Origin of the sequence: Erwinia sp. 9145, assembly GCF_000745075.1 — a bacterium.
GTDB classification, from domain to species: domain Bacteria; phylum Pseudomonadota; class Gammaproteobacteria; order Enterobacterales; family Enterobacteriaceae; genus Erwinia; species Erwinia oleae.
Map to the genome: position 1 here is coordinate 2,282,514 of NZ_JQNE01000001.1, position 22,877 is coordinate 2,305,390.

At 55.5% G+C, this 22,877-nt stretch carries 16 protein-coding genes, 1 tRNA gene and 1 pseudogene; 11 read left to right on the forward strand and 7 right to left on the reverse strand.

Annotated elements, in window-relative coordinates; all coding sequences use genetic code 11:
* Positions 1-251 precede the first annotated feature (251 nt).
* From FA91_RS11110 to FA91_RS11120, 3 genes are all read left to right on the forward strand, one after another.
* Positions 252-1,025, forward strand: a complete 774-nt coding sequence (locus tag FA91_RS11110; protein WP_034915727.1) for a hypothetical protein — start codon at positions 252-254, stop codon at positions 1,023-1,025.
* Between the two features lie 196 nt (positions 1,026-1,221).
* Positions 1,222-2,616, forward strand: a complete 1,395-nt coding sequence (locus FA91_RS11115) for a D-arabinono-1,4-lactone oxidase (protein ID WP_034915729.1) — start codon at positions 1,222-1,224, stop codon at positions 2,614-2,616.
* Positions 2,613-3,431, forward strand: a complete 819-nt coding sequence (locus tag FA91_RS11120) for a glycosyltransferase family 8 protein (RefSeq protein ID WP_034915730.1) — start codon at positions 2,613-2,615, stop codon at positions 3,429-3,431. Before FA91_RS11115 ends, FA91_RS11120 begins: the two co-directional genes overlap by 4 nt.
* A 35-nt stretch (positions 3,432-3,466) precedes the next feature.
* Here FA91_RS11120 and FA91_RS11125 read toward each other — a convergent pair whose 3' ends face one another.
* The 6 genes from FA91_RS11125 to nac form a co-directional block, all read right to left on the reverse strand.
* On the reverse strand, positions 3,467-7,210 hold the full coding sequence (locus tag FA91_RS11125) for an NAD(P)-binding protein (RefSeq protein WP_034915733.1): 3,744 nt from the start codon (positions 7,208-7,210) through the stop codon (positions 3,467-3,469).
* 302 nt (positions 7,211-7,512) lie between these two features.
* Entirely contained in the window at positions 7,513-8,358 is an 846-nt protein-coding gene (locus tag FA91_RS11130; protein WP_034915735.1) for an oxidoreductase, read from the reverse strand.
* Between the two features lie 73 nt (positions 8,359-8,431).
* Positions 8,432-10,225 carry a thiamine pyrophosphate-requiring protein gene (locus FA91_RS11135; RefSeq protein WP_034915738.1) on the reverse strand — a complete coding sequence of 598 codons (1,794 nt, stop codon included), beginning with the start codon at positions 10,223-10,225 and terminating at the stop codon, positions 8,432-8,434.
* Positions 10,226-10,302: 77 nt separating this feature from the next.
* Positions 10,303-11,133, reverse strand: a complete 831-nt coding sequence (locus tag FA91_RS11140; RefSeq protein ID WP_072032303.1) for a GNAT family N-acetyltransferase — start codon at positions 11,131-11,133, stop codon at positions 10,303-10,305.
* A 43-nt stretch (positions 11,134-11,176) separates the two neighbouring features.
* Positions 11,177-12,133 (reverse strand): HTH-type transcriptional regulator Cbl, encoded by a 957-nt coding sequence (cbl, locus tag FA91_RS11145; protein WP_034915741.1) that lies wholly within the window; start codon positions 12,131-12,133, stop codon positions 11,177-11,179.
* A 125-nt stretch (positions 12,134-12,258) separates the two neighbouring features.
* Positions 12,259-13,176 (reverse strand): nitrogen assimilation transcriptional regulator NAC, encoded by a 918-nt coding sequence (gene nac / locus FA91_RS11150; protein WP_034915743.1) that lies wholly within the window; start codon positions 13,174-13,176, stop codon positions 12,259-12,261.
* Positions 13,177-13,662: 486 nt separating this feature from the next.
* On the opposite strand from nac, the gene FA91_RS11155 reads away from it, so the two are divergent.
* The 5 genes and pseudogenes from FA91_RS11155 (at position 13,663) to FA91_RS11170 (ending at position 19,109) form a co-directional block, all read left to right on the forward strand.
* Positions 13,663-13,738: transfer RNA gene (locus tag FA91_RS11155), tRNA-Asn, on the forward strand.
* A gap of 169 nt (positions 13,739-13,907) precedes the next feature.
* Positions 13,908-14,027, forward strand: a pseudogene (locus tag FA91_RS21380) (Arm DNA-binding domain-containing protein); the annotation flags it as partial.
* An 85-nt stretch (positions 14,028-14,112) separates the two neighbouring features.
* Positions 14,113-14,550 (forward strand): DUF1795 domain-containing protein, encoded by a 438-nt coding sequence (locus FA91_RS11160; protein ID WP_034915746.1) that lies wholly within the window; start codon positions 14,113-14,115, stop codon positions 14,548-14,550.
* An 18-nt stretch (positions 14,551-14,568) separates the two neighbouring features.
* Positions 14,569-18,795 carry an RHS repeat-associated core domain-containing protein gene (locus FA91_RS11165; RefSeq protein WP_034915748.1) on the forward strand — a complete coding sequence of 1,409 codons (4,227 nt, stop codon included), beginning with the start codon at positions 14,569-14,571 and terminating at the stop codon, positions 18,793-18,795.
* A gap of 8 nt (positions 18,796-18,803) precedes the next feature.
* On the forward strand, positions 18,804-19,109 hold the full coding sequence (locus FA91_RS11170; protein WP_034915749.1) for a hypothetical protein: 306 nt from the start codon (positions 18,804-18,806) through the stop codon (positions 19,107-19,109).
* A 717-nt stretch (positions 19,110-19,826) separates the two neighbouring features.
* Here FA91_RS11170 and FA91_RS11180 read toward each other — a convergent pair.
* The gene (locus FA91_RS11180; RefSeq protein WP_034915753.1) at positions 19,827-20,303 is read right to left on the reverse strand and encodes a cold shock domain-containing protein; all 477 of its coding nucleotides are present in this window, start codon (positions 20,301-20,303) and stop codon (positions 19,827-19,829) included.
* Between the two features lie 410 nt (positions 20,304-20,713).
* Here FA91_RS11180 and FA91_RS11185 point away from each other — a divergent pair, with 410 nt between their 5' ends.
* From FA91_RS11185 to FA91_RS11195, 3 genes are read left to right on the forward strand one after another with little or no spacing between them, the layout of a single operon-like run.
* Entirely contained in the window at positions 20,714-21,571 is an 858-nt protein-coding gene (locus FA91_RS11185; protein ID WP_034915756.1) for a transporter substrate-binding domain-containing protein, read from the forward strand.
* An 8-nt stretch (positions 21,572-21,579) separates the two neighbouring features.
* Positions 21,580-22,242, forward strand: a complete 663-nt coding sequence (locus tag FA91_RS11190) for an amino acid ABC transporter permease (RefSeq protein ID WP_034915759.1) — start codon at positions 21,580-21,582, stop codon at positions 22,240-22,242.
* A complete protein-coding gene (locus FA91_RS11195; protein ID WP_034915761.1) occupies positions 22,239-22,877 on the forward strand; it encodes an amino acid ABC transporter permease in 639 nt (212 codons plus the stop codon). Before FA91_RS11190 ends, FA91_RS11195 begins: the two co-directional genes overlap by 4 nt.

Genomic DNA, 22,877 nt, shown 5'->3' on the forward strand with positions numbered 1-22,877 from the left:
TAGTAAGGCGTCCGGCAAACAGATTGCGCCAGATCATTGATACAGAAAGTTTTGAGCTATTTTTCAGCCTTGTGTGCGCTGCATCCCTCTGACGGCGCCATCTTTTCTCCAGACTTGCCTGGCACTGAAACGCCTGCGCATTCTCCTGAAAACGGTCGGTAAGAAGAATTCAGGCACATTTACTGTGTCATACTGAGCCTTCTTTACAGGGCGAGATTGCCCGCAGCCCTTTCCCGACAACGAGATTTTTCATGTGTAATTTCCTCACGCCCGCTGCCGCTTACCTCAACCGACGCAATGAACTGCTGGCAGAACGCTCGGTGGTGGCTTCCTCGGCAGAGATCCATTTAATTAACAAAGCGCTGATGGCCAGTGAAATTGCAATGTCGACGCTGCACGAACTGGAAGGTCTGAAAACGCTTCAGCAGCGTAAAGCCCGGCTGATCGATGCTGAGGATGAACAAAGCCAGTCTGAGCTTCAGCGTTTTGAACTCGCCAGCAATCAACTGCCTCAGGTTGACGACAGCGACAGCCTTGCATTCGGTGCTTACCAGAGTGCTTTTTTTGAGCTGATTAGCCGGTTTAACTGGCAACACGCCAGCCTGGAGATGGCACAAAACGAGCTGTTTAATACCACGCTGGTTCTGTGGCTGGAAACGCTGGAAGAGCTGTTTGCTTCTGCTCATCGGCGACTGCTGTTTATTCGCGTGGAGAAAATGCTGGCCTTTTCCATTGGCAAAATGCCGGTGCTGGGCGATGCGCCAGATGTTTGTCGCCTGCTGGTTTCCGCTATGCAAACCAGCCGTCAAAACGCGCAGGGCGATGAAATCTATTTGCAATCGCTGGAAAGCTATACCGACGTGACCAACCTTTGCAGCCGCAGCATTTTAATTTTTTGCTTTACCACTGAGGCTCTGCTGCGCGGAAAGCCGCTGCCCGATCAGGCCGAACTCAATGCAAAAATAGACACGCACTTCGCGAGCGTGGTCGATGGTACGCACACGTTAACTGACCATCGTCATTAGTAAATTTTCTATTCCCTTCCCTTCTTCCTTGCATAAAAATCTGTACAATACATCTACCACCTGTACAGATTTTTTAACGTGAAATTTTTTTTTTGCCGCAACTCATCTACGCTTAACGGTGTCTGAAACAAAATAACCGTGACGACTCACACATTTCAGATCGATAAATTTTTTCTTCATTTAAAAGGAGCTCCAGATGGCAAGCGATTATGCCGGATACCCACGCCGTGAAACCGACCCCGGCACAGATCACTCTCAGGTATGGAACTGGGCCCGGAACGAAACACTGGGTAAAAAACGTATTGTTGTTGCGCCGCAAAATGAGGCAGAGCTTCAGTCGGTTGTGGCAGCGTGTGGCGGTAACGTGCGCATAATGGGCAGCAAGATGTCGTCGGGGCGAATGCTGAAGCTGACCGCGCCGGACGATATGCTGGTGGATCTTCAACACCTCAGCGGACTTATCGCACTGACCGAAGACAGCGCCACGTTTGCCGGCGGCACGCCGCTGCATGAGGTTTACGAAGTGCTGGCTGGCGTGGGGCGTATGCTTCCCTCCTCGCCGGGCGTTATCGCCTCGCAGTCGCTGGCCGGTGCGCTGGCAACAGGGACACACGGACAAGGATTGCGCCAGAGTTCGATTGCCGATGAAGCATCAGAAATTCGCATGGTGTTGGCAGATGGCAGCGTCGCCACCTTCGATCGCGATCACCCCTGGTTTCACGCCGTACAGCTTGGATTAGGCGCGCTTGGCGTGGTGACACAGGTCATCCTGCGCACGCAGCCTCTGCAAATTTACACCTGTTTCAAGAACGCCGTCAGCGCCGACACGCTTGAAGAGGATCTCCTGCACTGGAATCGCGATTTTGCGCTAAGTAAAGCGTGGTGGTTCCCGAATGAAAATCAGGTGCACGTCTGGGCGGCACGTGAAGCGAGCGAAGAAGAGATCCAGCAGTATCGCGACAATAACGAAGAGCTGGTCACACAGGAAGCGACCAGCGATGCCATGAACGACACGGTGGAGCAGACGCTGGAACATATGCGCAGCGATACTAAAATCGTTGATGAAAACGGCAAACCGTTTCGTACCGTCACCCGCTTTAAAGACTTCTCCGACGTAACCGGCGACGTTTATCAGGTCTTTTGCCGCGGCATCGCCACACCGCAGATCAATGTTGAAATCGGTATTCCACTGGCCCGTACGGCAGCGGTAATAAAAAAAATCAAAGCGTGGCATCAGGAAACGCAACCGCATATGCACTATCCGATTATCCTGCGCTGCACCGGCGGTTCTTCTGCCTGGCTCAGCCCGGCAGCCGGCGAGGAAACCTGCTTCTTTGGCTTTGTGGTCTACTACGCTGAGGACGGTTCACTTTCTGAAGAAGGCGTAAATTTCCTGCTGGCCGTCGAAAAACTGCTGGCGGAAGAAGGCGGAAAACCGCACTGGGGCAAATATTTTGATGCTTCGCTATATGACTGGGCTGCAATCTATCCACAGTGGGCGGCCTTTAAGAAGGTCAGAGAGGCGCTCGATCCGCAGCATAAATTCGCTAATGCGTTTATTGATGGATTATTGAAGGAGGCGCAACGATGAAAGCATGGGCTACGCTGCTGACGCAGCCGGGGTACGCCACTGGCGTCCGCACGCTTTTCGCCTCATTAAAAAAAGTGAACAGCGCCTACCCGCTGGTGGTGATGGTGACGGCAAATATCGGTGCCGATATCAGAAAGCCGCTGGAAGAAGCCGGTTGCCTGCTGAAAAACGTCGAGCCGGTCAGCCCCGACAGCCGCCTTCAGAGCAACTACGCCAATGCACGGTTTTCAGAGGTGTGGACCAAGCTGGCCGCCTGGACGCTAACGGATTATCAGCGCATCGTTTTTCTTGATGCCGACATGCTGGTTACGCAAAATATGGATGAGCTGTTTGAGCTTCCGCTGGCGGAAGATGAGATCGCTGCCTGCCACGCCTGCCGCTGCAATCCCAATAAAATCCGCAGCTATCCGAAAAGCTGGACGCCGGAAAACTGTTTTTACAGCTACTGCCGTGGACGCGATCACACCTCTGCGCCGGACGAGGTGGACAACTACCTTAACAGCGGTTTTCTGGTGCTGACACCGGACAAGGCCGTTTTCGACGATATGATGCATGAGCTGGCCGCGCTGGGGGACCTTTCCCGCTATCTGTTCCCGGAACAGGATTTTCTCAATGACTACTATCATCAGCGCTGGCGTCCGCTGCCCTACATCTATAACGCGCTGAAAACGCTGCCGCATCAGCATCCGGCACTGTGGGATGACTCTGCGGTAAAAAACATTCACTTTATTCTCGATAAACCGTGGGATAAACCGCTGGATCCCACCGACCGCTATTACGCGCTGAATAAGCAGTGGTGGGACGTGGCCGGATAGATAGCACGTCCGGCACGCTTGCCGGACGTTATGGGCTAAGATACGACGCTGCTCTCCAGCCCAACCGCCAGTAATTTCTCCGCCGCCTTCCTGCCCGCCAGAAACGCATGGTCGGAATTATAATATTCCCACTCGCTGTAGCGTCCGGCCAGCGTGATGCCAAAGTGACTCAGCCAGTGACGAATAAGCGTCACGTTTCTCTCCCGGGCATGGTCATAAATAACATAGGCACACGGGATATCGATTTGCGTGGCGGTAAGCACCTCATCTTCATCGGTAAACAGCCCCACCTCAATACACTCGCGGATGCAGCGTTCATTCAGCGCATCCCCTTCCAGCGGCAGCGGCGACGCCTGCGAATAGCTGATCTCACAGGTCAGGCCAAAACCACCGGGGGGATTGCAGTGCGGGCTGGCATTCCCCTGCATAAAGATGCGATGAAACAGCGTGTTTTCCGGATAGTACACCCAGTGTTTATCAGTCAGATTCGCGCGGTTAATGCCTAAATTCACACAGCGAATCGAGGTATGGCGCAGCTGACCGGCGGCGTTTCTGATCTCCTCAGGGGCCTGATCGCCAATCATCTTTATCAGCGCGGGCAGCGGTAACGTGCTGATAAGCTGCTCGTATTGATAGTGACGCCCGTCTGCAAGCGCAACAAGATGCTGGCTCGGTAGCACGCGAACGATCTCCGCTTCTGTTTCAAGCGTGCCCTTGAGCAACGGCAGGAAACCGGACATCAGCGCCTCAAAACCACCTTTTAACGGGTAACCAAAACGGGCGTTCGGACCGACGGGTTGAGACACAGGCGCCAGCGCCCCTGAAATAATCTGCCGGAGATCGGGCAGCGGAACGCGTCCGCCCAGCCATGACGTCTCCATCTCAGCCAACGGCACCTTCCATATTTTTTTGTTGTAGGGCACGGCGAAGTGCTTCGCTATTCCGCTTCCCCAGGTGCGATAGATAAACTGCTCAAAGTTTTTCGCCTCTTTATCGCGCCGGGTGAGCGTACAGTCGTCGGTGGCAGGCGTGCCGCCATCAGCGCAGCAATCTTCCACCTTAATTATGCCCGGTTCATACTCATCGGTTTCGTAACGTGCTTCTATTGCGCCCATTACGCACTCGGTGATCACCCCGGCGGGCAGCCCAAACAGCGCGCCCTGAAAAGGATAGCGGGTGTAGGTTTGGTGTGACCAGACCCAGGCTTCACGGTTTTGCCAGTGGAGATTGTCGCCAAGCAGGCGCTGATACATCTCCAGCACCCAGGGATCGGCGGAAAACATAATGTGTCCGGCGTAGTCAAAGGTAAATCCGTCATGTTGTTCCGAACGGCACCAGCCGCCCACGCTGCTGTTCCTCTCCAGCAGCACTGCGTCTTTTCCCAGACACTCGGCGGCGCTCAGGCCGGTCGGCCCTGCGCCGAGGATCAGGTATTTTGCCTTCAACGCCGCCGGATTACGCGGCATGATGTCGGGTTCGGCCAGCGGCTGGCCCACGTCCTCAATGCATACAGTCGGCATGAAAGGGTTATCGATCAGCGCCTTCATCTTTTGCACGGTGCTGTCCCACGAGGTTGCGCTGACGATTGCCCGCATGCGTTCCCCGGTGCGCAGACGCTCTGCGTCCGACAGCGACAGCGCCCGCGCGCAATCAGTGATAAACGCCTGTTTGTCGCGGGCAATGAACACCACGTCGTCGTAGCCTGCCACCACGTCGGCAATCGCCGTGCTGACAACGGGCAGTTCCGCTGCCATGTACTCCAGCACTTTAGTCGGACTGATAAAACGCGTGGCGTCATTCAGCGCAAACGGCATCAGGCAGACGTCCCACCCCGCCAGAAACTGCGGCAGCGCCTGATAAGGCTGCTGACCGAAATAATGAATATTACCCCGCACCGGCAGCGTGGCGGGATCGATCTTCACCACCGGTCCGACAAAAATGAGCTGCCAGTCATTGTGCGCGTCAGCCAGCGCAGCAATCATTTCGAGGTCCAGCCGCTCGTCGATCACGCCGTAATAGCCAAGACGCGGATGCGGTATAGCATTCTGCAACGGATGACCGTTGCTGCGATCCAGCGCCTGCTCGAAATGGATGGCGTCCACGCTGCTGCTGAAACAGTGCACGGCCGGATGCCGCGTTTTTTTCGAGGCGTAGAGGCTTGGGCCGCCGGTAAAGACCAAATCGACGCGTTTCAACAGCGCGGACTCACGCTGTAAGAGCTGGCGCGGGGCCTGCTGGAAAGCGGAAAGTTCATCCATACAGTCGTAAATCACCCGCGACGGCGTGAACTGCGTTAACAGCGGCAGCGCCATCGGCGTATAAAACCACACCACGGGTTTCGCCTCTGGCGAGCACAGCTCGCCCATCAGCGGCTTAAGCTCTGCGAGCTGATCGTCATGAAACCCCGGCTGCTGCACGCTGGTATGCGGCCGCGCAACGGTGATATTGGCTGCCGGCCAGCTATAGTCAAACCCGGCTTCGCCGGCGCGAAAAACCGGCTCCTCGACAAACACAATGCGGTAATACCCGGCGAGCCGCGTCAGCAAATGCTGCGGACGTTGAAACACAAAATCCCAGCGCAAGTGGCTGAAAACGATCATTTCAGGCATATTCATAGGTGTTTTCTCTCTTATGTTGAGCTTCACATTGAAAAGGCGAAGCGATGCCTGCGCGGCCTCAAGCGCCCTGGCGAACGGGTGATTGAGCGTGCGGGTAAAAGGGTCATGGTGGGTGGCGGCGACATCCCATAATCCGCTGTGATGCCAGGTGCCGTGATCCCAGTCGGGCCGATCAACCACCGGATAGAGACAAATGCCCGTCAGGCTGACACCATCAAGCAATGCCTGCGCGACTTCATCAGCAATGTGCTTTATCCATGCGCCTCTGCCGCTGCCCACGTGGCTGGTCTCCGCCAGCAGCACGGGCCGACCGTAGCGCTGATGTAATTTTTGCAGCATCTGGTGCAGCGGGATGCGTCGTGGGTCGCCAAGGTGCCAGCCGAGCCGCTGGTTGGAGAGGAATTCCCACTGATTGTCGTGATAATAATTTGCGCCGATCAGATCGAGATAACGCGGCGCGCCGCCCAACTCCGGGGCCAGCCTGCCGGCGATCATGTCCCACGCCTGATACTGCGCCTCGCACGCGGCGTTCACCTGCGCGCGATCGACAGCCATCTCAGGTGGCGCAACAAGATGGATTATCGGATCGCAGTGCAGAAAACGCGCGCGGGGATCGGCCTGCCAGATGGCGTCGCAGCCCGCTAACAGTGCGCTGACCAGCTGGCGCTTGCAGCGTTCCCCCGCGCCGTCGGCGGGTGCACAGGAAGAGGGGAAATAGCCTTCCCCCAGCGCCCAACTGGTGAATGAGATCTCATTTACCGGCGAATAAATGGGGGGCTGCTGGTCATAGAAAGGCGCCAGAAAGCGTGCCAGCGCGCCGCAAAACATGGCAAAACGGTGGACAAAGCGTCGGTCAAAAATATCGGTTTCTTCCGGCCAGCCGTAGTGCATAACCGTCCAGCATACCTGTACGCCAGTCTCCTGTGCCGCCAGCATGCGGACCTTAACGCTGCTGAAGTCATAGCCCTCGGGAAAATCGCAAAGCCGCCAGCCGACGCTTTCACGCACTGTTGCCATTCCCTGCGCACGCAGCGCCCGGTAGTCCTCCACAACCTTCTGTAAATGGCCGTTAGCCGTGATCATCGCGAGCGGCGCGCCCTGTCGCGTCACGTGATCGGCCCCTTCAAAACCCGCCTGCCAGAATGAAGCAAACTCCGCCATACACCGTCTCCGTCTGTGAAACACGAGGCACGCCTGAACGGACGCGAAAAAATCGCGCCGCCCGAAAGAGGAACTGACTCTGCAAGGAATGCAGTGAGAGGGAATTAGCATCTGGCGCTATCGCGGCGCGATAACGGAGGGGCTAAGGAAAAGGAAAGTCGCTTGTTATTATTGGGTTCAGGCAGGGCCTGGTGCACTTTCCTGTTTCAGTGTAGGCGTAACCGGACAGAGCTGCGCAGATTTTAAACAAAAAGTGAGCCAGCGCAATATGGCCCTCCTTTCCGTGAGAAGGGCCTGCGAGGTTACTGCGGAAAATCCGTACCAAGCGTGGTTTCTTTCCAGGCTTCAACCTGCTCAAGACGCTCTTTGAGTTTTTTGCTCACCGCGTCAAAACCGAAGGCGCCCATTACCAGATGACGCGGTGGATTTGCGCTTTCGGTGAGGGCAATCATCGCCTGCGCCGCCCGCACCGGATCGCCGGGCTGAGTGCCGCTGTAGCCAGAGGTGGTTTTCATGCGGGCAGCGGCGGTTTCTGCATAGTCATCGATGTGGCTGGCGGTCTGTCGCAGTGAACGGCCCGCCCAGTCGGTTCGAAACGGCCCCGGCTCCACGCAGGTGACATTAATGCCCAGCGGCGACACTTCCGCCAGCAACGAGTCAGACCACCCTTCAACGGCATGTTTACTGGCTGAGTAGTAGCCGGAAGAGGGAAAACCGATCAGACCCGCTACGGAGGTGATATTGATAATGTGACCGCTTTTCGCCTGGCGCATCACCGGCAGCACCGCGCGGGTCATCGCAAACAGGCCAAAGACGTTGGCATCGAACTGCGCACGAATCTCCGCCTCGTCGCCCTCTTCCACCGAGGACTGATAGCCATAGCCTGCATTATTGACCAGCACATCAATGGTGCCGAATTTTTCCTGCGCCGCCCTGACCGCCTCATCAATCTGCTCGCTGCGCGTCACATCCAGCGTTAACGCCAGAGCGCGCTCGTCTGATCCCGCAACAATATCGGCGATTTTTGCTTTGTCACGGGCGGTCGCCACCAGACGATAGCCTTTTTTCAGTACCTCTTTTGCCAGCTCGCGGCCGAAGCCGGTGGAGCAGCCGGTAATAAACCAGACCGGTTTTTTATCTGTCGTCATCTTTTTTTCCTCATATTTACTGCGTACTTAAGCAGAGAACCCGCCACGAATGCGGCGGGGAAGATCGAATAAACTACGACTTGCCGGGCAGCACGCCGTTAATAATCTGGCTGGCGGTATCGGCAAGCACCTTTCCGGCGCCGCGATCGCCCTTCGCCATCGACGCCATAAAGGCTTTGGCCTGCTTGAAGGTAATATGCGGCGGCAGCGGCGCGACTTCCGGGTCGGTTTTCACTTCCAGCACCACCGGACGGTCCGCCGCCAGCGCTTCTGCCCATGCGGCGCTCAGCTTTTCAGGATCGTCAATATAGATGCCCTTCAGGCCCAGCGACTCGGCAAACTGCGCATAGGCAACATTGGGAAGCTGCTGTGTCGCCTCAAAGCGCGGATTGCCCTCCATGACGCGCTGCTCCCAGGTGACCTGGTTGAGATCCTGGTTATTAAACACGCAGACAATAAGCTGCGGCGTCGCCCACTGTTGCCAGTATTTCTGAATGGTGATCAGCTCCGCCATGTTATTCATCTGCATGGCGCCGTCACCGACCAGCGCCACGACGGGTTTTTCAGGCTCGGCGAATTTTGCCGCAATGGCGTAAGGCACCGCCGCACCCATGCACGCCAGGCCGCCGGAAAGCGTGGCCCGCTGCCCCTGTTTGACCCGGTAGTCGCGGGCAAACCAGTTGGCGCATGAACCGGAATCCGACGTCACGATAGCGTTATCCGGCAGCAACGGCGACATTTCCCACACCACGCGCTGCGGGTTTACCGGGCTGGCCGGCGCCTTCGCCCGATCTTCCATCAGTTCCCACCATGACTGCACCTGGCGCGCAATATCCTCCTGCCAGTGGCGATCGTCTTTATGCCTGAGCAGCGGCAGCAGCGCGCGCAGCGTTTCGGCCGCGTCGCCGTGCAGATTGATCTCCGTTGGGTAGCGCAGGCCCAGCATGGCCGGATCGATATCAATCTGCACCGCGCGCGCCTGGCCCTCTTCCGGCAGAAACTCTGTCCACGGGAAGCCGGAGCCGATCATCAGCAGCGTGTCGCAGGATTTCATCATCTCAGCGGACGGCTTCGTACCCAACAGACCGATCGAACCGGTAACAAAGGGCGCGTCATCCGGCAATACGTCCTTACCCAGCAGCGCTTTGGCAACGCCTGCGCCAAGCAGATTGGCCGCCTGAACCACTTCCACCGCCGCATCGCGCGCGCCGGAGCCAATCAGGATGGCCACTTTCTTCCCGGCATTGAGGATTTCCGCCGCTTTTTGCAGATCTTCCGCGTAAGGGACGACTTTTGGCCGCTGATAGCCCACGCCGGAATGGGTAAAGCCATGCGCATGCGCCGGCGCTTCCCAGGGTTCATCCTGCACGTCTTTAGGGATGATCAACACCGCCACGCCATTTTGCGCTTTTGCCAGGCGCACGCCGCGATCGACCAGATGGCGCAGCTGCGCGGGCGTGGCGGTTTCCTGCACAAAGTTCGCCACGTCGGCAAAGACGCGGTCAAGATTCATCTCCTGCTGATAGCTGGCTCCGCGTGCGGTGGTTTCCGCCTGTCCGGCTATCGCCAGTACCGGCGCGTGATCCATTTTTGCATCGTACAGGCCGGTCAGCAGATGCGTCGCGCCCGGCCCACCGGTTGAAAGGCAAACCCCCATTTCACCGGTGAACTTTGCGTGGCCCACCGCCATGAAGGCCGCCATCTCTTCATGCCGAACCTGGATAAATTCAATGCCTTCGCCGCGTTTGTTGGCACGCTGGATCGCGCCCAGCACACCGTTTATTCCATCGCCCGGATAACCGTAAATGCGCGTCACGCCCCAGGCTTTAAGGCGCTCGACGAAAAAATCACTGGTTTTGGTGCTCATTATCAGCCTCACCTTTTTTATGTATGGGCTGTTAATAATAGTTGAGGATTGAGGGTAAGCAGGAAAAGCGCGGCGCGTCAGCCCATTGCCTGGCTGACCAGCGCGAACGGCCGCACACCGTCTGGCGTCCAGGGCTCGCCGCGGATCATGGCCAGCGTTTCGTCCTTCTGCGTCAGGCCAGAGCTGGTGAGCCAGTCGGCAAGGCCGGTGCCGGCGCAGGCATCCACGCGCACAAACTCGCCGCAACGTTCAGCGACAAGCGAAGCGATAAGCCGTTTTGCCGCGGCAAGATCGCCACAAATAACCGGGCCGATATAACAGCCACGGCCAAAATGGCGCAGCGCGGCAAAACCGCTTATTTTACCCTGCTCTTCCAGCACGTTTATCTGGCTGTCAAGCAGCCAGCGGATCAGTTCTGGTCGATATTGTCCGTGCGCCTGACAATCAAGCTTCGTTAAGGCGGTGTGATCCTGCGGCCCTGCCCGACGCAGGGTTTGTCCCGGGGAGGCGAACGATGGCGATAAAGGATGCGTAAGCACGCCCTGATACTGCTCAACGCGCCCGTCAGGCATGAATCCATACTTCAGGTAAAGGGCTTTTCCCTCTGCGGTAGCGTGGAGGCGGACGTTTACCTCCGGCAGCCTTGCCAGCGCCGCGCGCATGAGCTGGCTACCCAGGCCTTTGCCCTGCATGTGCGCGCTGACGATCACCAGCCCGATTGACGCGTAGCGCTCGCCCCACGGCCAGAACATCGTGGTGCCCAACAGATGCCCTTCGCTTTCAGCTACCACGCCCTTTCCCAGCTTCAGCATCTGCTGCCAGTCCTCAAGGCGATGTGGCCAGCCCACCTGCTGAGTCAGCTGAAACGCCGCGGCAAGATGCTTTTCCTGCATGGTATTGATGTTCATGGTCTGCGTCCTTTATGCTGCTGAAATATGCAGCATAAACGGCTCAGATTTGAAAATCGATAACGGGTTCTTCTTCATCAACCGCAAGCGCCTGCCGCTTGATCTCTTCCAGCGAGAGATTGGCGTTGCAGAGTTCAAGGAACTGCCACACATAGTTGCGCTGTAGCTGACCGCGTTTCAGGCCGAGCCAGACGGTATTTGACTCAAACAGATGCTTTGCATCCAGACGCGTCAGTCCGGACTGCTCGTCAAGCTGGCATGCCTGATCGGCCAGCACGCCCACCCCCAGCCCGAGCTCGACGTAGGTTTTCACCACGTCGGAGTCCTGCGCGCTCAACACGATATCCGGTTTGAGGCTGGCAGCATGGAAGGCGCGGTCAACGCGCGAACGGCCGGTGATGCCCTGACGATAGGTGATCAGCGGATGGCGGCTCAACGCCTCCAGCGAGACCGGCTGCTGTTGTTCGAGCTCATGCCCTTTCGGCACCAGCAAGGCGTGATGCCAGCTAAACCAGGGGAAGGCCGCTACTGAAGGATTGTTAATAACCTGTTCACTGGCGATACCAATATCGGCTTCACCCGCCACCAGCATGGCGACGATCTCCTGCGGCGTTCCCTGATTGAGTTCAAGGCGCACGTCGGGATAGAGCACGCGAAAGGCTTTAATTACGCGCGGAAGGCTGTAACGCGCCTGGGTATGGGTGGTGGCGATGGTCAGCACACCGCTGGATTCATTGGTAAAGACGTCCGCCAGCCTGCGTACCTTGCCTGCTTCATCGAGGATGCGCTCGGCGATGGTCAGCAGCGCCTTGCCGGGCTCGGTCATGCCAAGCAGGCGCTTGCCACGACGAATAAAAATTTCCACGCCCAGTTCATCTTCCAGATCGCGAATATGGCGACTGACTCCCGACTGCGACGTAAACAGCGCGTTGGCGACCTCGGTAAGATTAAATTCGCAGCGCGCCGCTTCTTTAATTATTTTAAGTTGCTGAAAATTCACGCCCTTCTCCTTAACCGGTTTTGGTATATGCAAACCATGTTAAGGAGGAGTATCCATAGCAACAAATAATAAAAAAACTTTTTATATGCATTTGAGTACTAAGCACCCGGGCGTGTTTTCTGTTATCAGCCGACCAGCATCAGTTCGCGATCTTCTGACACCGGCTTGCTGAGTATTGACAGCAAAATATCCTTCACCGCCTGCGCAGATGGCGTGAGCGGCAGGCGCGAAGAGGTGTTCAGCGAAAGTGGCAGACTCAGCGACGGACTGCAAATGCGCGACATCCATGCATCCGTTGAGTTACTCAGCGCACGCGCAGCCGATTCAGGCAGTACGGTTACGCCCATTCCACTGGAAATGGCGGCGGTGAGCGTGGCGATGGATTCGATCTCGCCAATGATGCGCGCGCTCAGCCGACGCAGCGTGAAGGCCTCATCGACGCGTTTACGCACCGCGCTGTAATCGCGTGGCAGAAACAGATTCATTTGCGCCACGGCGGTGAGTTCGACGCTGGCGCCGGGGAAGTCCGTAGTGCCGACCAGATAAAGCTCTTCTTTCATTAAGGGCTGACTGGTGATGCCCGCCGTGGGCGCACGATCGTAAAGCACCGCCATATCCAGCTGCCCGTTCATCACTTTCTCATTGAGCAGGCTGCCGCTGTTTTCATGCAGATAGACCAGCACCTCCGGGAACTGCTCCCGCACGGTTTGCAGCAGCGGCATGGTCAGCGATGACGCAGCGGCGCCTGGCGCAAGACCGATGGAAACCTGCCCGCTCAGCGCCTGACCAGCGTTAATCACCGCCGCCTGCGCCTGCTCGCACTGGCGAAGGATGGTGCGGGCATGGGTATAAAGAATTTTGCCCGCCTCGGTAGGTGTCACACCGCGTTTGGTACGGATAAGCAGCTGTTGATCCAGCTCACCTTCGAGCGTCGCCACCTGCTGACTGAGCGCGGGCTGCGCGATATGCAGCACTTCTGCTGCGCGGGTCAGGCTGCCGATATCGACGATTTTCACAAAGTACTTCAGTCGTCTTAAGTTCATATTGCCTCCGTCACATTCCCCGAATACCGCCATTGCTGGCGCGTAAAATTATCTTTGCCTGAGCATGAGGAAATAACTGCAAGTGCCGTGCCAAATACTCAGGGTGTTCCTGCCATGCATGTCAGCTTATGACTAAGCGTCGGTAAAATAAGAGAATCTGATTGCTAACGGAGGGGCGATAAAAATTACTCATGAGTGAGGAAGCGCTACGATGAGTGAGAATGCACTGCCGGAGTGCAGCAAATGCAAGCGGGCTGTGCATGTAACCGGTTTCAAACCCGGCCGGATGGAGGTGATGGATGACTGTGACTGCGACCGCTAATGGAAAATAATAAGACGTTGCGAGGGACATATTGAGTGAAGAATGCGCGTGCTGATGAGTTATGATCACACTGGCGACGATTTTAGCAGCAGTTAATTCCATAAAACCGCTCTGGCCTTTGACATTTCTCTCATCCGTCGATACCATGCGCCCGTTCAAACGATTCCTCTGTAGTTCAGTCGGTAGAACGGCGGACTGTTAATCCGTATGTCACTGGTTCGAGTCCAGTCAGAGGAGCCATCTTCAGGTCAGCAGACCTTTCATAACGTCTGCTTTCCGCTTTCTGGTCAGGCAGTTTTCCTCTCCCCACATGTTCGACAACGTCCTTCAAAGACGGCACCAGCCATCCGCATTTAATGGTATATATGCTGGCATATCCGGTTTGTACCATCAGACGGAGGGCTGTCCTGTGGCACTCACTGATATAAAAATAATAAATACGAAACCTTCCGGGAAATCCGTCAAGCTAACGGATGGTTTTGGTATGTATCTCCCTGTTCATCCCAACGGCTCAGAATACTGGCTTTTGAGTTAATGAAAATCCCGTTGCGAATATAGCCAGTGGGCATACCCTGTGGCAAACTTACGTTTTCTCAGGCAAAGGAATCTGCCCAATGTCCCAAAGCCACGCTATCTGTCTGTTCAGCGAAGGCCGGATAACGCTTCCTGACCAGTATCAGGATCGCACGGTTAATGTCTTTACCCTTTCTGGCGAGAACGCCCCCGCCTTTAACATATCCCGCGATACCCTCAATAATGGAGAGGCGCTGACGGACTACATCAGTCGCCAGTCAGCGCTCATGGATAAGCATCTTAAAGGATGGAAACTGTCGCTGCGTGAAGCCGCTGTGCTGGGGGAGAATCTTATCCACGGTGAATGTATTCATGCCAGCTACCTTCGTGACAACCAGCGGGTCTTTCAGCAGCAGGCAGTCTTTAATACAGCGAATAAGCATATTCTGGTGTTCACCATGACCCGTGCGGAAAAAATCAGGGACACGGACAGCCAGCATTTTCAGACCCTGCTCGCCAGTTTTCAGTTTAACGCTTAACAATTAAGGAAGGTTGTTATGTTTGAGGCGGCATGCGTGGGTGATGATATCGGTCATTCCCATGCACTGGCAGGGATGATTGCCGGAACGATTGTCGGTGGACTGATTGCCGCAGCAGGGGGTATCGCCGCCGGGGCACTGATGATTGCCGGTATCGGGGCGTCATGTCTGGGTATTGGCGTACTGCTGGTCGGGGCCAGCCTGGCGGTGGGGTATTTTACTGGCGAACTGGCAACGGCGGCACGCGACGGTATTGCGGATGCCGGGGTCGCCAGTATGGAGAAGGAAGGCGTTATCGCCACCGGCTCTCATAACGTGTTCATTAATGGCAAACCTGCCGCCCTTGCCACCGACAGCATGGTGGAATGCGCCAGAGATGCCGGCTCACAGCAGCTGGCCGAAGGCTCCTCACGCGTTTACATCAACGGCCTGCCTGCCGTTCGTACCGGTGACCAGACCACCTGTGGCGGAAAGGTCATGACCGGTTCCGGAGACGTTATGACTGGCGGTGAGCCGGAACAGACACTGCCGATACAGTCTGAAGTCCCGGAATCACTGTATAAAGCGTCTGACCTGACGCTGCTTTTTGCCGGACTGCTCGGCGGCGCGGGTGGAGCCGCGAAAGCCGGGGCGCTGGCGAAGCTGTTCAGTAAAATTCCCGGCATTAATAAGCTGGCCCGTATCGCCTGCCGCGCTGGCGCGCTGATGACGGGTGCGGCTGCCGTGGGCATCATCGCTCGCCCGGTCGATATTATCAGCGGCCAGAAGTTTCTCTCCGGTGACGACGATCTGGACTTTGTCTTACCCTCCCGTCTGCCGGTTGTCTGGCAGCGTTACTGGCGCAGTGGCAATCCCGGCGACAGCGTACTGGGCCGTGGCTGGTCACTTTTCTGGGAAACCCGACTGGAAAAATATCAGGACGGGCTGGTGTGGCGTGCACCGTCCGGCGATTATGTGTCCTTTCCTCTCGTGCCAAAAGGACAGCGAACCTTCTGTGAACCGGAGAAGCGCTGGCTGGAACATCATCAGGACGACAGCTGGTCAGTATATGACATCCGCGGCGAGCGCTGGCATTATCAGTCGTTGCAGGACAATTCCCCTTCCCTGCCGCAGCGACTCACCGAACCCTGTGGTAACGATATTGTGTTTGCGTGGAACGATGACAACACGCTGCATTCACTCGCCGACAGTGCGGGGAAAAGTGTGGTATGCCGCTACACAACTCTCAGTGGAAATGTCCGACTTAGCGGAGCCTGGCTGGATGATGAAATCTGCCTGGTCAGCTACGGCTACGATGATGAGGCCAGGTTGATTAGCGTCACCGGACGTGGTGGTCAGGTACGCCGCCGTTTCAGCTGGCATGACGGCCGGCACGGCACGGATTTACTGCGCAGCCATGAGGACAGCAACGGGCTTCTGAATGAATACCTGTGGCGGAACATTGATGGCCTGCCGCGCGTGGTGGCATACCGCAACAGCGCGGGTGAGCAGCTTGATTTTGAATACGATTTTAATAACGGTATACGGCGTGCCGTTCGTGATGACGGTGCTCAGGCAAACTGGCTGGTTGAGGATGATGACAATGTCGCCCGCTTTACAGATTATGACGGTCGCCAGACCAGCTTCGTTTACCGCGACGGTGAGTTATGCGACGTTATCCTGCCTGACGGCGCCATGCGGCGCAGCCAGTGGGATCGTTATGGCCGCCTGACGACCGAAACCGACCCGGCAGGCCGCACCACAGAGTATTACTGGTTTCGCAACACTGACCGCATTGCCCGCACGGTTTTTCCGGATTCAACAGCCACACAGTCAACGTATGATTTAAACGGTCGCCTGCTGTCGGAAAGCGACGCACTCAGTCACATAACCACGTACCACTATTTTGATGAAGAAGAAACGCTGCCGGAACGCATCACCGATGCCGGTGGCGGTGACGTGATACTTGAATGGAACCATCAGGGACTGTTGACGCAGCGTACCGACTGCTCTGGTAGCATCACCCGCTATGCGTATGACCGGTTCGGTCAGCTTATTACCAGCGAGGACGCAGAAGGCAACATCACACGCCGCGAATGGAACGATGCAGGCCAGCTTACCGCCGTTATTCGTGCCGATGGCAATCGGGAAACGCTGAGGTGGAACGAACACGGGCAACTCACTGCCTGGCGTGACCCGCTGGAAAGCGAAGTGCTCTGGACGTATAACCGCCTGGGGCAGCCGCTCAGTCAGACTGACCGCAATGGTATCATCCGCCGCTGGCACTATGACCCGAGAGGCAATTTGCTGCGTCTGGAAAACGGCAACGGTGGCGAGTACCGGTTTACGTATGACCCGACAGGCCGTCCACTGAGCGAAGTCCGCCCGGACGACACAATCCGGCAAATGGAATGGAACGAACGGGGACTGCTCACCACCCTGCTGGAAAGCGGCAGACCGGATAATGACGGCGGCATTCCCCGGCGTATGCAGACGTTCAGCTATGACAGCAGCGGCCTGCTGACCACCCGAACAACCTGCGATGCTCAATACCATTTGCGGCGTAACAACAGCGGGCAACTTACCGGCCTGACGCGCACACCAACCACCGATGGCATGGCGCCTGGAATGGAACCGGATGAGATTCAGTTTTGCTTTGATGCAGCAGGAAAACTGCTCGGTGAGCGGGGCATTAATGGTGAGCTGCATTACGACTATGACGCCCTGGACAACCTCACCGCGTTGACCCTGCCCGGCGGGCAGCACATAAGCTGGCTGCATTACGGTTCCGGCCACGTCAGTGCCATCCGGTTCGGTCAGCAAATCATCTCTGAATTTATCCGCGACCGCCTCCACAGGGAGGTGTCCCGCACTCAGGGAACCCGTGAACAGACCCGCCAGTATGACAGTCCGGGCCGACGTACCCGGCAACGCAGCTTCGCACCCGACCTGCCGGAACAGGCAATCTTCGAACGCGCCTTCAACTACACCGGGCGGGGAGAACTGTCAGACGTCAGTGACACGCTGCGTGGCAACACCATTTATGGCTATGATGAGGAAGGTCGTCTTCTCAGGCACTACGAAGCCCGTCCGGGTCACAGTACCCGGACGTTCCGCTACGACGCAGCAGACAACCTGCTGCCGGATGATAAGCTGCCCGCCCTGCCGCTGACGGATAACCGCCTCACGCACTGGCAGAACCTGTTTATGAAATACGACGGGTGGGGGAACCTGGTCAGTCGCCGAAGCGGCCTGTATGAACAGCACTACCAGTACGATGCGGAAAACCGGCTGATACAGGCCGAAGGCAGCGGGCCGCAAGGCCACTTTACGGTACGCTATCACTATGACGCCCTGGGTCGTCGCACACGGAAAGCCGTTACCACGCAGCGCGGCACCACCGAGACCCGCTTCCTGTGGCAGGGCTACCGGCTGTTGCAGGAGCAGCAACATAAACATCAGTGCATAACTTATATTTACGACCCGAACGAGGCATACAGCCCGCTGGCGCGTGTTGACCATTTACGCGACGACAGCCGCGGAGAGATTCTCTGGTTCAGCACCGATCTGAACGGTGCACCGCTGGATATCACTGATGAACAGGGACAGCTTCGCTGGAGCGGACACTACGGGAGTTTTGGTGAGGTTACCCGGCAGACGGAAGGTTTTCACAGACTCACGCAGCGAACGGCCCTGACTCACCAGCCGCTTCGCTATGCCGGGCAGTACGCTGACAGTGAAACCGGGCTGCACTATAATCTTTTCAGGTATTACGATCCGCAGGTTGGACGTTTTACGGTGCAGGACCCGATTGGGCTTGTGGGCGGATGGAATCTGTATGCTTATGCGCCGAATCCGTTAACGTGGATAGATCCTCTGGGGTTGTATAATGGCGAAGGTGAACGTGACTTAGGAAAATATCATGTGTTTCATGAGCACACCCTAAATCCTGATGAATATACAATGACGGATAAAGAGCATTTCAGCCGAGCTAACAAATCAGTTTTTGAAAGGCTCCAAACTGATCTGGATTTTAAACGTGAGTTACAAACAAAATATCCTGGCGTCGTCGAACATGTACAACCAATGAAAAATGGTAATTTCAGAGGGGCATCACCCAAAAACATGACTTGGCATCATGGCGATGATCCAGGATCACTACAACTAGCTGATTTTAAAGACCACAAAAACTACCACAAAATTTATCACCCCGATGGCACAGGCGGGCGAAATAAATGGGGCGGTGGAACCACATGTAGAAAATGAGGTGCTAAATGATTTTAATCGATGGCTTTGAAGAACTCCTTGAAAAATGCGGTAGCTTGCCTGACGTTGGGTGGTTATATGTTGAAGAGTCGTTTAATTTAAACTCTATCGAAGATATAAAAAAAAGGAAATATTATATCGTAGAAAATGAAGACGAAGAAATTGATTGTGAGGAGAACTATGGCACTTTTCTCGAAGCACCGATATTTAAAGCAATCATTGAAAATAAATTGGAGCATCATCCTAATTCAGATAAAAATGAATTACTAAATGCAGTAATTTATTACCTCGAAAATGACGATTTCTTGGACTGATTTCATCTGGCTAGCCTACTAATCCACAAGTTTGGCTAGTCAAATCAATCTACAAAAGAAGGTAATAGAAACCATCTATACTAATATACTCGATGATTATCTCAGTTCGTCCTATAATCAATTTTCCTGTACTAAAATAACCCATAACATCTCGTGATGAAATTTAAAACGATGAAGTTGTCTTTTATAAAAAAAGGGAAAATTCCTGTGGCAGGGCTACCAGTCGCTACATGAACAGCAGCAGAGCGGACAATACCAGATATATGTTTACGACCCCGAACGAGGCATACAGCCCGCTGGCGCGTATTGACCATTTACGGGACGACAGCCAAGATGAAATCTTCTTGTTCAGCACCGATTTTAATGGTGCACCGCTGGATATGACCGCCGTAATGACGAACGGCTCAGGAACGGCCAGTACGAATCATTAATTTGAGTAGTGAACCAGCTTCAGATCATCGCTGTTGGATAGAGAGGGCATTCTGATGGACCTGACAAGGAATAAATTTAATTACCCATCAGGCAGTTAATGGCAAAGGCGATTCCAGTCAGGCGAACCAAAAGCATGGAGCCCACCAGGGACGGACTCCCCGGACGGTCTTCATACTTTTAGTGGTCTGTGGAAAATGAATGCTAAACGGCTTTCAAAATAGCCTCTGCCTGAATTCTGGCCGTTGCATAGCGCAGGATTTCAGCACCAAAACGGTCGGAATGACTTCAGACCTTAAGCAGTTTTACCGTGGAATCAATGTCTATCTCATCTTCCGAGAAGATCAACGTTGTTCCCTGGAAGGTGGTAATCGCCAGTTTTTTCAGCGAACGCACCTCGTCTGGCTTATCGGCTTTTTTCGGCCTGATGCTGCTCATCAGCACCCCAACCGACAGCACCGCATTTTCTTTATCAATACGTGTTACGGCAGGCACTTCTTCGCGGTAAACCAGGTAAGATTTGATCGAGGTGAGCTTAAGGCGCTCGCCAGCAATATAGATGTATTTGCTTTCCGCCTGCACTTTTACACCATAAGCGGACAAACCCTTGTTATTGGTAGTGGGTTCGAAAGTCACCGATGCATCTTTTTTTATCAGTTCAGGATTGGCGACCTTAATCACATGAAAGTAACGGTTTTCACCGTTTTCATCTTTGATAAATCCAAAACCTTTATCCTGAAACCAGGTTGTGATCGTTCCGTTCATTGCTTTTATCGCCTGTTTACTCGTTTATCTGCTCAGTTTTTCCAGCGCGCAGTGTAAAACACTCTGTGCGCACAGACTATGCCTTCAGGTTAAGTCTGGACGATAAATCTCTGACAGGCGAAGAGTCGGCCGTGAAACTGCCCTGCACAGGTACCTGCCTCATGGCAACGTGACTCCTGCACAGCGACAGTGCGATGGTGCACTCTTTACGGCCACTGTTCCTGCTCCGCGCATCGCCTTCTGTGCCTCTCTTTCGGCCTGATGAAAAATAATCGACATTAATTCAAGAACTTAATCACAAAAAATCTGAACCGATGTGCCGCGCAGCCGGCATGGCACGTTTCATGCTTCTGTCATATTTGTCAAGTTACTTGAATTACCTTCAAATCACTTTCACCGGGGCGACGAACATGACACGACACAAGCAGGCACTCTCTCTCGGCTGGGCGCTACTCGGCGCAGCCACCATTTTTTCAACGGCGGCGCACAGTGCCGATCAGTTGGATCGTATCAAAGCCAGCAAAACCATCACTATCGCCACCGAGGCGCGTTACGCGCCCTTTGAGTCAGTAGAGAATGGCAAGATTATTGGCTATGACGTGGATTTGATGAACCATATTCTTGAAAAAAAACTGCCTGGCGTGAAAGTGAAGCAGCTTGATCTGCCGTTTCAGGGCATTCTGCCTGGCCTTGATGCTCAGAAGTTTGATTTCGTGGTCACCGCCGTCACCGTCAACAAGCAGCGCGTTGAGCATTTTGCCTTCACCGTGCCGATTGCCGAATCCACCGTGGCGCTGCTTAAACGCGACGGCGACGACTCTCTCAACAGCCTTGACGACCTCAGCGGTAAGGTCGTGGGATCGCAGGCCGGTTCCGGGCAGCTTCAGGTTCTCCAGGCATTTGATCAAAAGCTCAGGGCCAGCGGCAAGCCCGGCATAAAAGAGATCAAACAGTACGTCTCTTTTGATGAAGCCTATGCCGATTTAGCCAACAAGCGTCTTGATGGCGTGGCGCAGTCACTGGCTAACCTCGGCCCGCTCATTAAGGCGCGTCCGGGGATTTTTACCACTCTGAAGCCGATGCTCGGCCCGACGACCTATTTTGGCTGGGTGGGACGTAAAGGCGATGACAGCGCGCAACTGGTGAAGCTTTTCAGCGACGGCATTAGCGAAGCCAATCACGATGGCACCATGAAGGCGCTACAGCAGAAGTGGTTCGGTTTCGTCATGGACGTGCCGGCAGACCAGATGCCGGCTCCGGCGCTGTAACAGGAGTGATGATGGGCGACTATCTGCTACTACTGGGTGGCTGGCTGCCGATGCTGGCGGACGGCGCGATGACCACCGCCTCACTCTGTATCGTCGCCATTGCGGCCGGTTTTTTTGTCGCCGTGGTTATCTGTCTGATGCAAAACGGCCGCTCACGCGTTGGCAGAGGCGTCGCCCATTTCGCTGTCAGCCTGTTGCGCGGTACGCCGGTGCTGGCACAGGTGCTGCTCTGCTACTACCTGCCCGGTGAACTGAATCTGTCGTTACCTGGCTATCTGGCGGCGGTGCTGGCGCTGACCCTGAATACCGCCGCCTACCAGTCACAGATCCTGCGCAGCGGATTTGCTGCCATTCCGCCCGGCCAACTGGAAGCCGCAGACGTATGCGGGTTAAGTCCACGCCAGGCCCTGTGGCATATCCAAATCCCGCAGGTGCTGCGATTGACGCTGCCGTCGCTGATTTCCGAACTGATCGATGTGATTAAAGCGTCGGCTGTCGTGTCGGTGATTGCGATTACCGACCTGATGCGCGTCGGTCAACAGCTTGCCTCCGCCACCTACCGGCCATTAGAGGTTTACATTGCCATTGCGCTGTCCTACCTGTTACTGACCAGCCTGCTCGCCCTGCTGGGCAACTATGTTGAACGTCGCTGGCACAAGGAGAGCCGATGAACGAATTTCTGCTCTATCTGCCCGATTTTGCCCGCGCGCTGGGCGTTACGCTGGGCGTGAGCCTCAGTGCTGCGCTGTGTGGCGCCTGCGGCGGATTTCTTCTGCATGCCCTGTGCCGCAGCAACGCGTGGCTGTTCGGGATCTGGCGCGTCTGGGTATGGCTTATTCGTGGCACTCCCTATCTGGCGCAGCTTGCCGTGTTCTACTTTGGGCTACCCGCCCTGGGGCTGACGCTGAGCGCCGTAGAAGCCACGGTGATGTCGCTGGCTCTCTACAGCGCTGCCTACTTCGGTGAAATCTTCCGCACGGCGTGGAAGAGTATCGGGCAAGGCCAGCTTGAAGCGGCACAGGTTCATGATATCTCCGCGTGGCAAAGCTTCTGGTTTATCCAGACGCCGCAGGCGCTGCGATTCAGCCTGCCTTTACTGGGCAACCAGTGCATTTTAGTCATCAAAGAAAGTGCGGTGGCCTCGGTGATAACCGTTCCTGAGCTGACCATGACCACCGGGCAAATCGTTGCCACCACCTACACCTATATCGTGCCTTACACCCTGCTCATCATCAGTTACTGGCTGCTGGCGCAGGGGATCAGTCTCAGCGTGCGTCTGCTCAGCCGCCAGGTTACAGAGGGATAA

Excerpts from the sequence above, each read along its gene's own strand:
- FA91_RS11130 (WP_034915735.1), bottom strand. The coding sequence starts at position 8,358 with ATGACGACAGATAAAAAACCGGTCTGGTTTATTACCGGCTGCTCCACC.
- FA91_RS11185 (WP_034915756.1), top strand. The coding sequence starts at position 20,714 with ATGACACGACACAAGCAGGCACTCTCTCTCGGCTGGGCGCTACTCGGC.
- FA91_RS11115 (WP_034915729.1), top strand. The coding sequence starts at position 1,222 with ATGGCAAGCGATTATGCCGGATACCCACGCCGTGAAACCGACCCCGGC.
- FA91_RS11190 (WP_034915759.1), top strand. The coding sequence starts at position 21,580 with ATGATGGGCGACTATCTGCTACTACTGGGTGGCTGGCTGCCGATGCTG.
- FA91_RS11140 (WP_072032303.1), bottom strand. The coding sequence starts at position 11,133 with ATGAACATCAATACCATGCAGGAAAAGCATCTTGCCGCGGCGTTTCAG.
- nac (WP_034915743.1), bottom strand. The coding sequence starts at position 13,176 with ATGAACTTAAGACGACTGAAGTACTTTGTGAAAATCGTCGATATCGGC.
- FA91_RS11160 (WP_034915746.1), top strand. The coding sequence starts at position 14,113 with ATGTCCCAAAGCCACGCTATCTGTCTGTTCAGCGAAGGCCGGATAACG.
- FA91_RS11135 (WP_034915738.1), bottom strand. The coding sequence starts at position 10,225 with ATGAGCACCAAAACCAGTGATTTTTTCGTCGAGCGCCTTAAAGCCTGG.
- FA91_RS11195 (WP_034915761.1), top strand. The coding sequence starts at position 22,239 with ATGAACGAATTTCTGCTCTATCTGCCCGATTTTGCCCGCGCGCTGGGC.
- FA91_RS11165 (WP_034915748.1), top strand. The coding sequence starts at position 14,569 with ATGTTTGAGGCGGCATGCGTGGGTGATGATATCGGTCATTCCCATGCA.
- FA91_RS11180 (WP_034915753.1), bottom strand. The coding sequence starts at position 20,303 with ATGAACGGAACGATCACAACCTGGTTTCAGGATAAAGGTTTTGGATTT.
- FA91_RS11120 (WP_034915730.1), top strand. The coding sequence starts at position 2,613 with ATGAAAGCATGGGCTACGCTGCTGACGCAGCCGGGGTACGCCACTGGC.
- FA91_RS11170 (WP_034915749.1), top strand. The coding sequence starts at position 18,804 with ATGATTTTAATCGATGGCTTTGAAGAACTCCTTGAAAAATGCGGTAGC.
- FA91_RS11125 (WP_034915733.1), bottom strand. The coding sequence starts at position 7,210 with ATGGCGGAGTTTGCTTCATTCTGGCAGGCGGGTTTTGAAGGGGCCGAT.
- FA91_RS11110 (WP_034915727.1), top strand. The coding sequence starts at position 252 with ATGTGTAATTTCCTCACGCCCGCTGCCGCTTACCTCAACCGACGCAAT.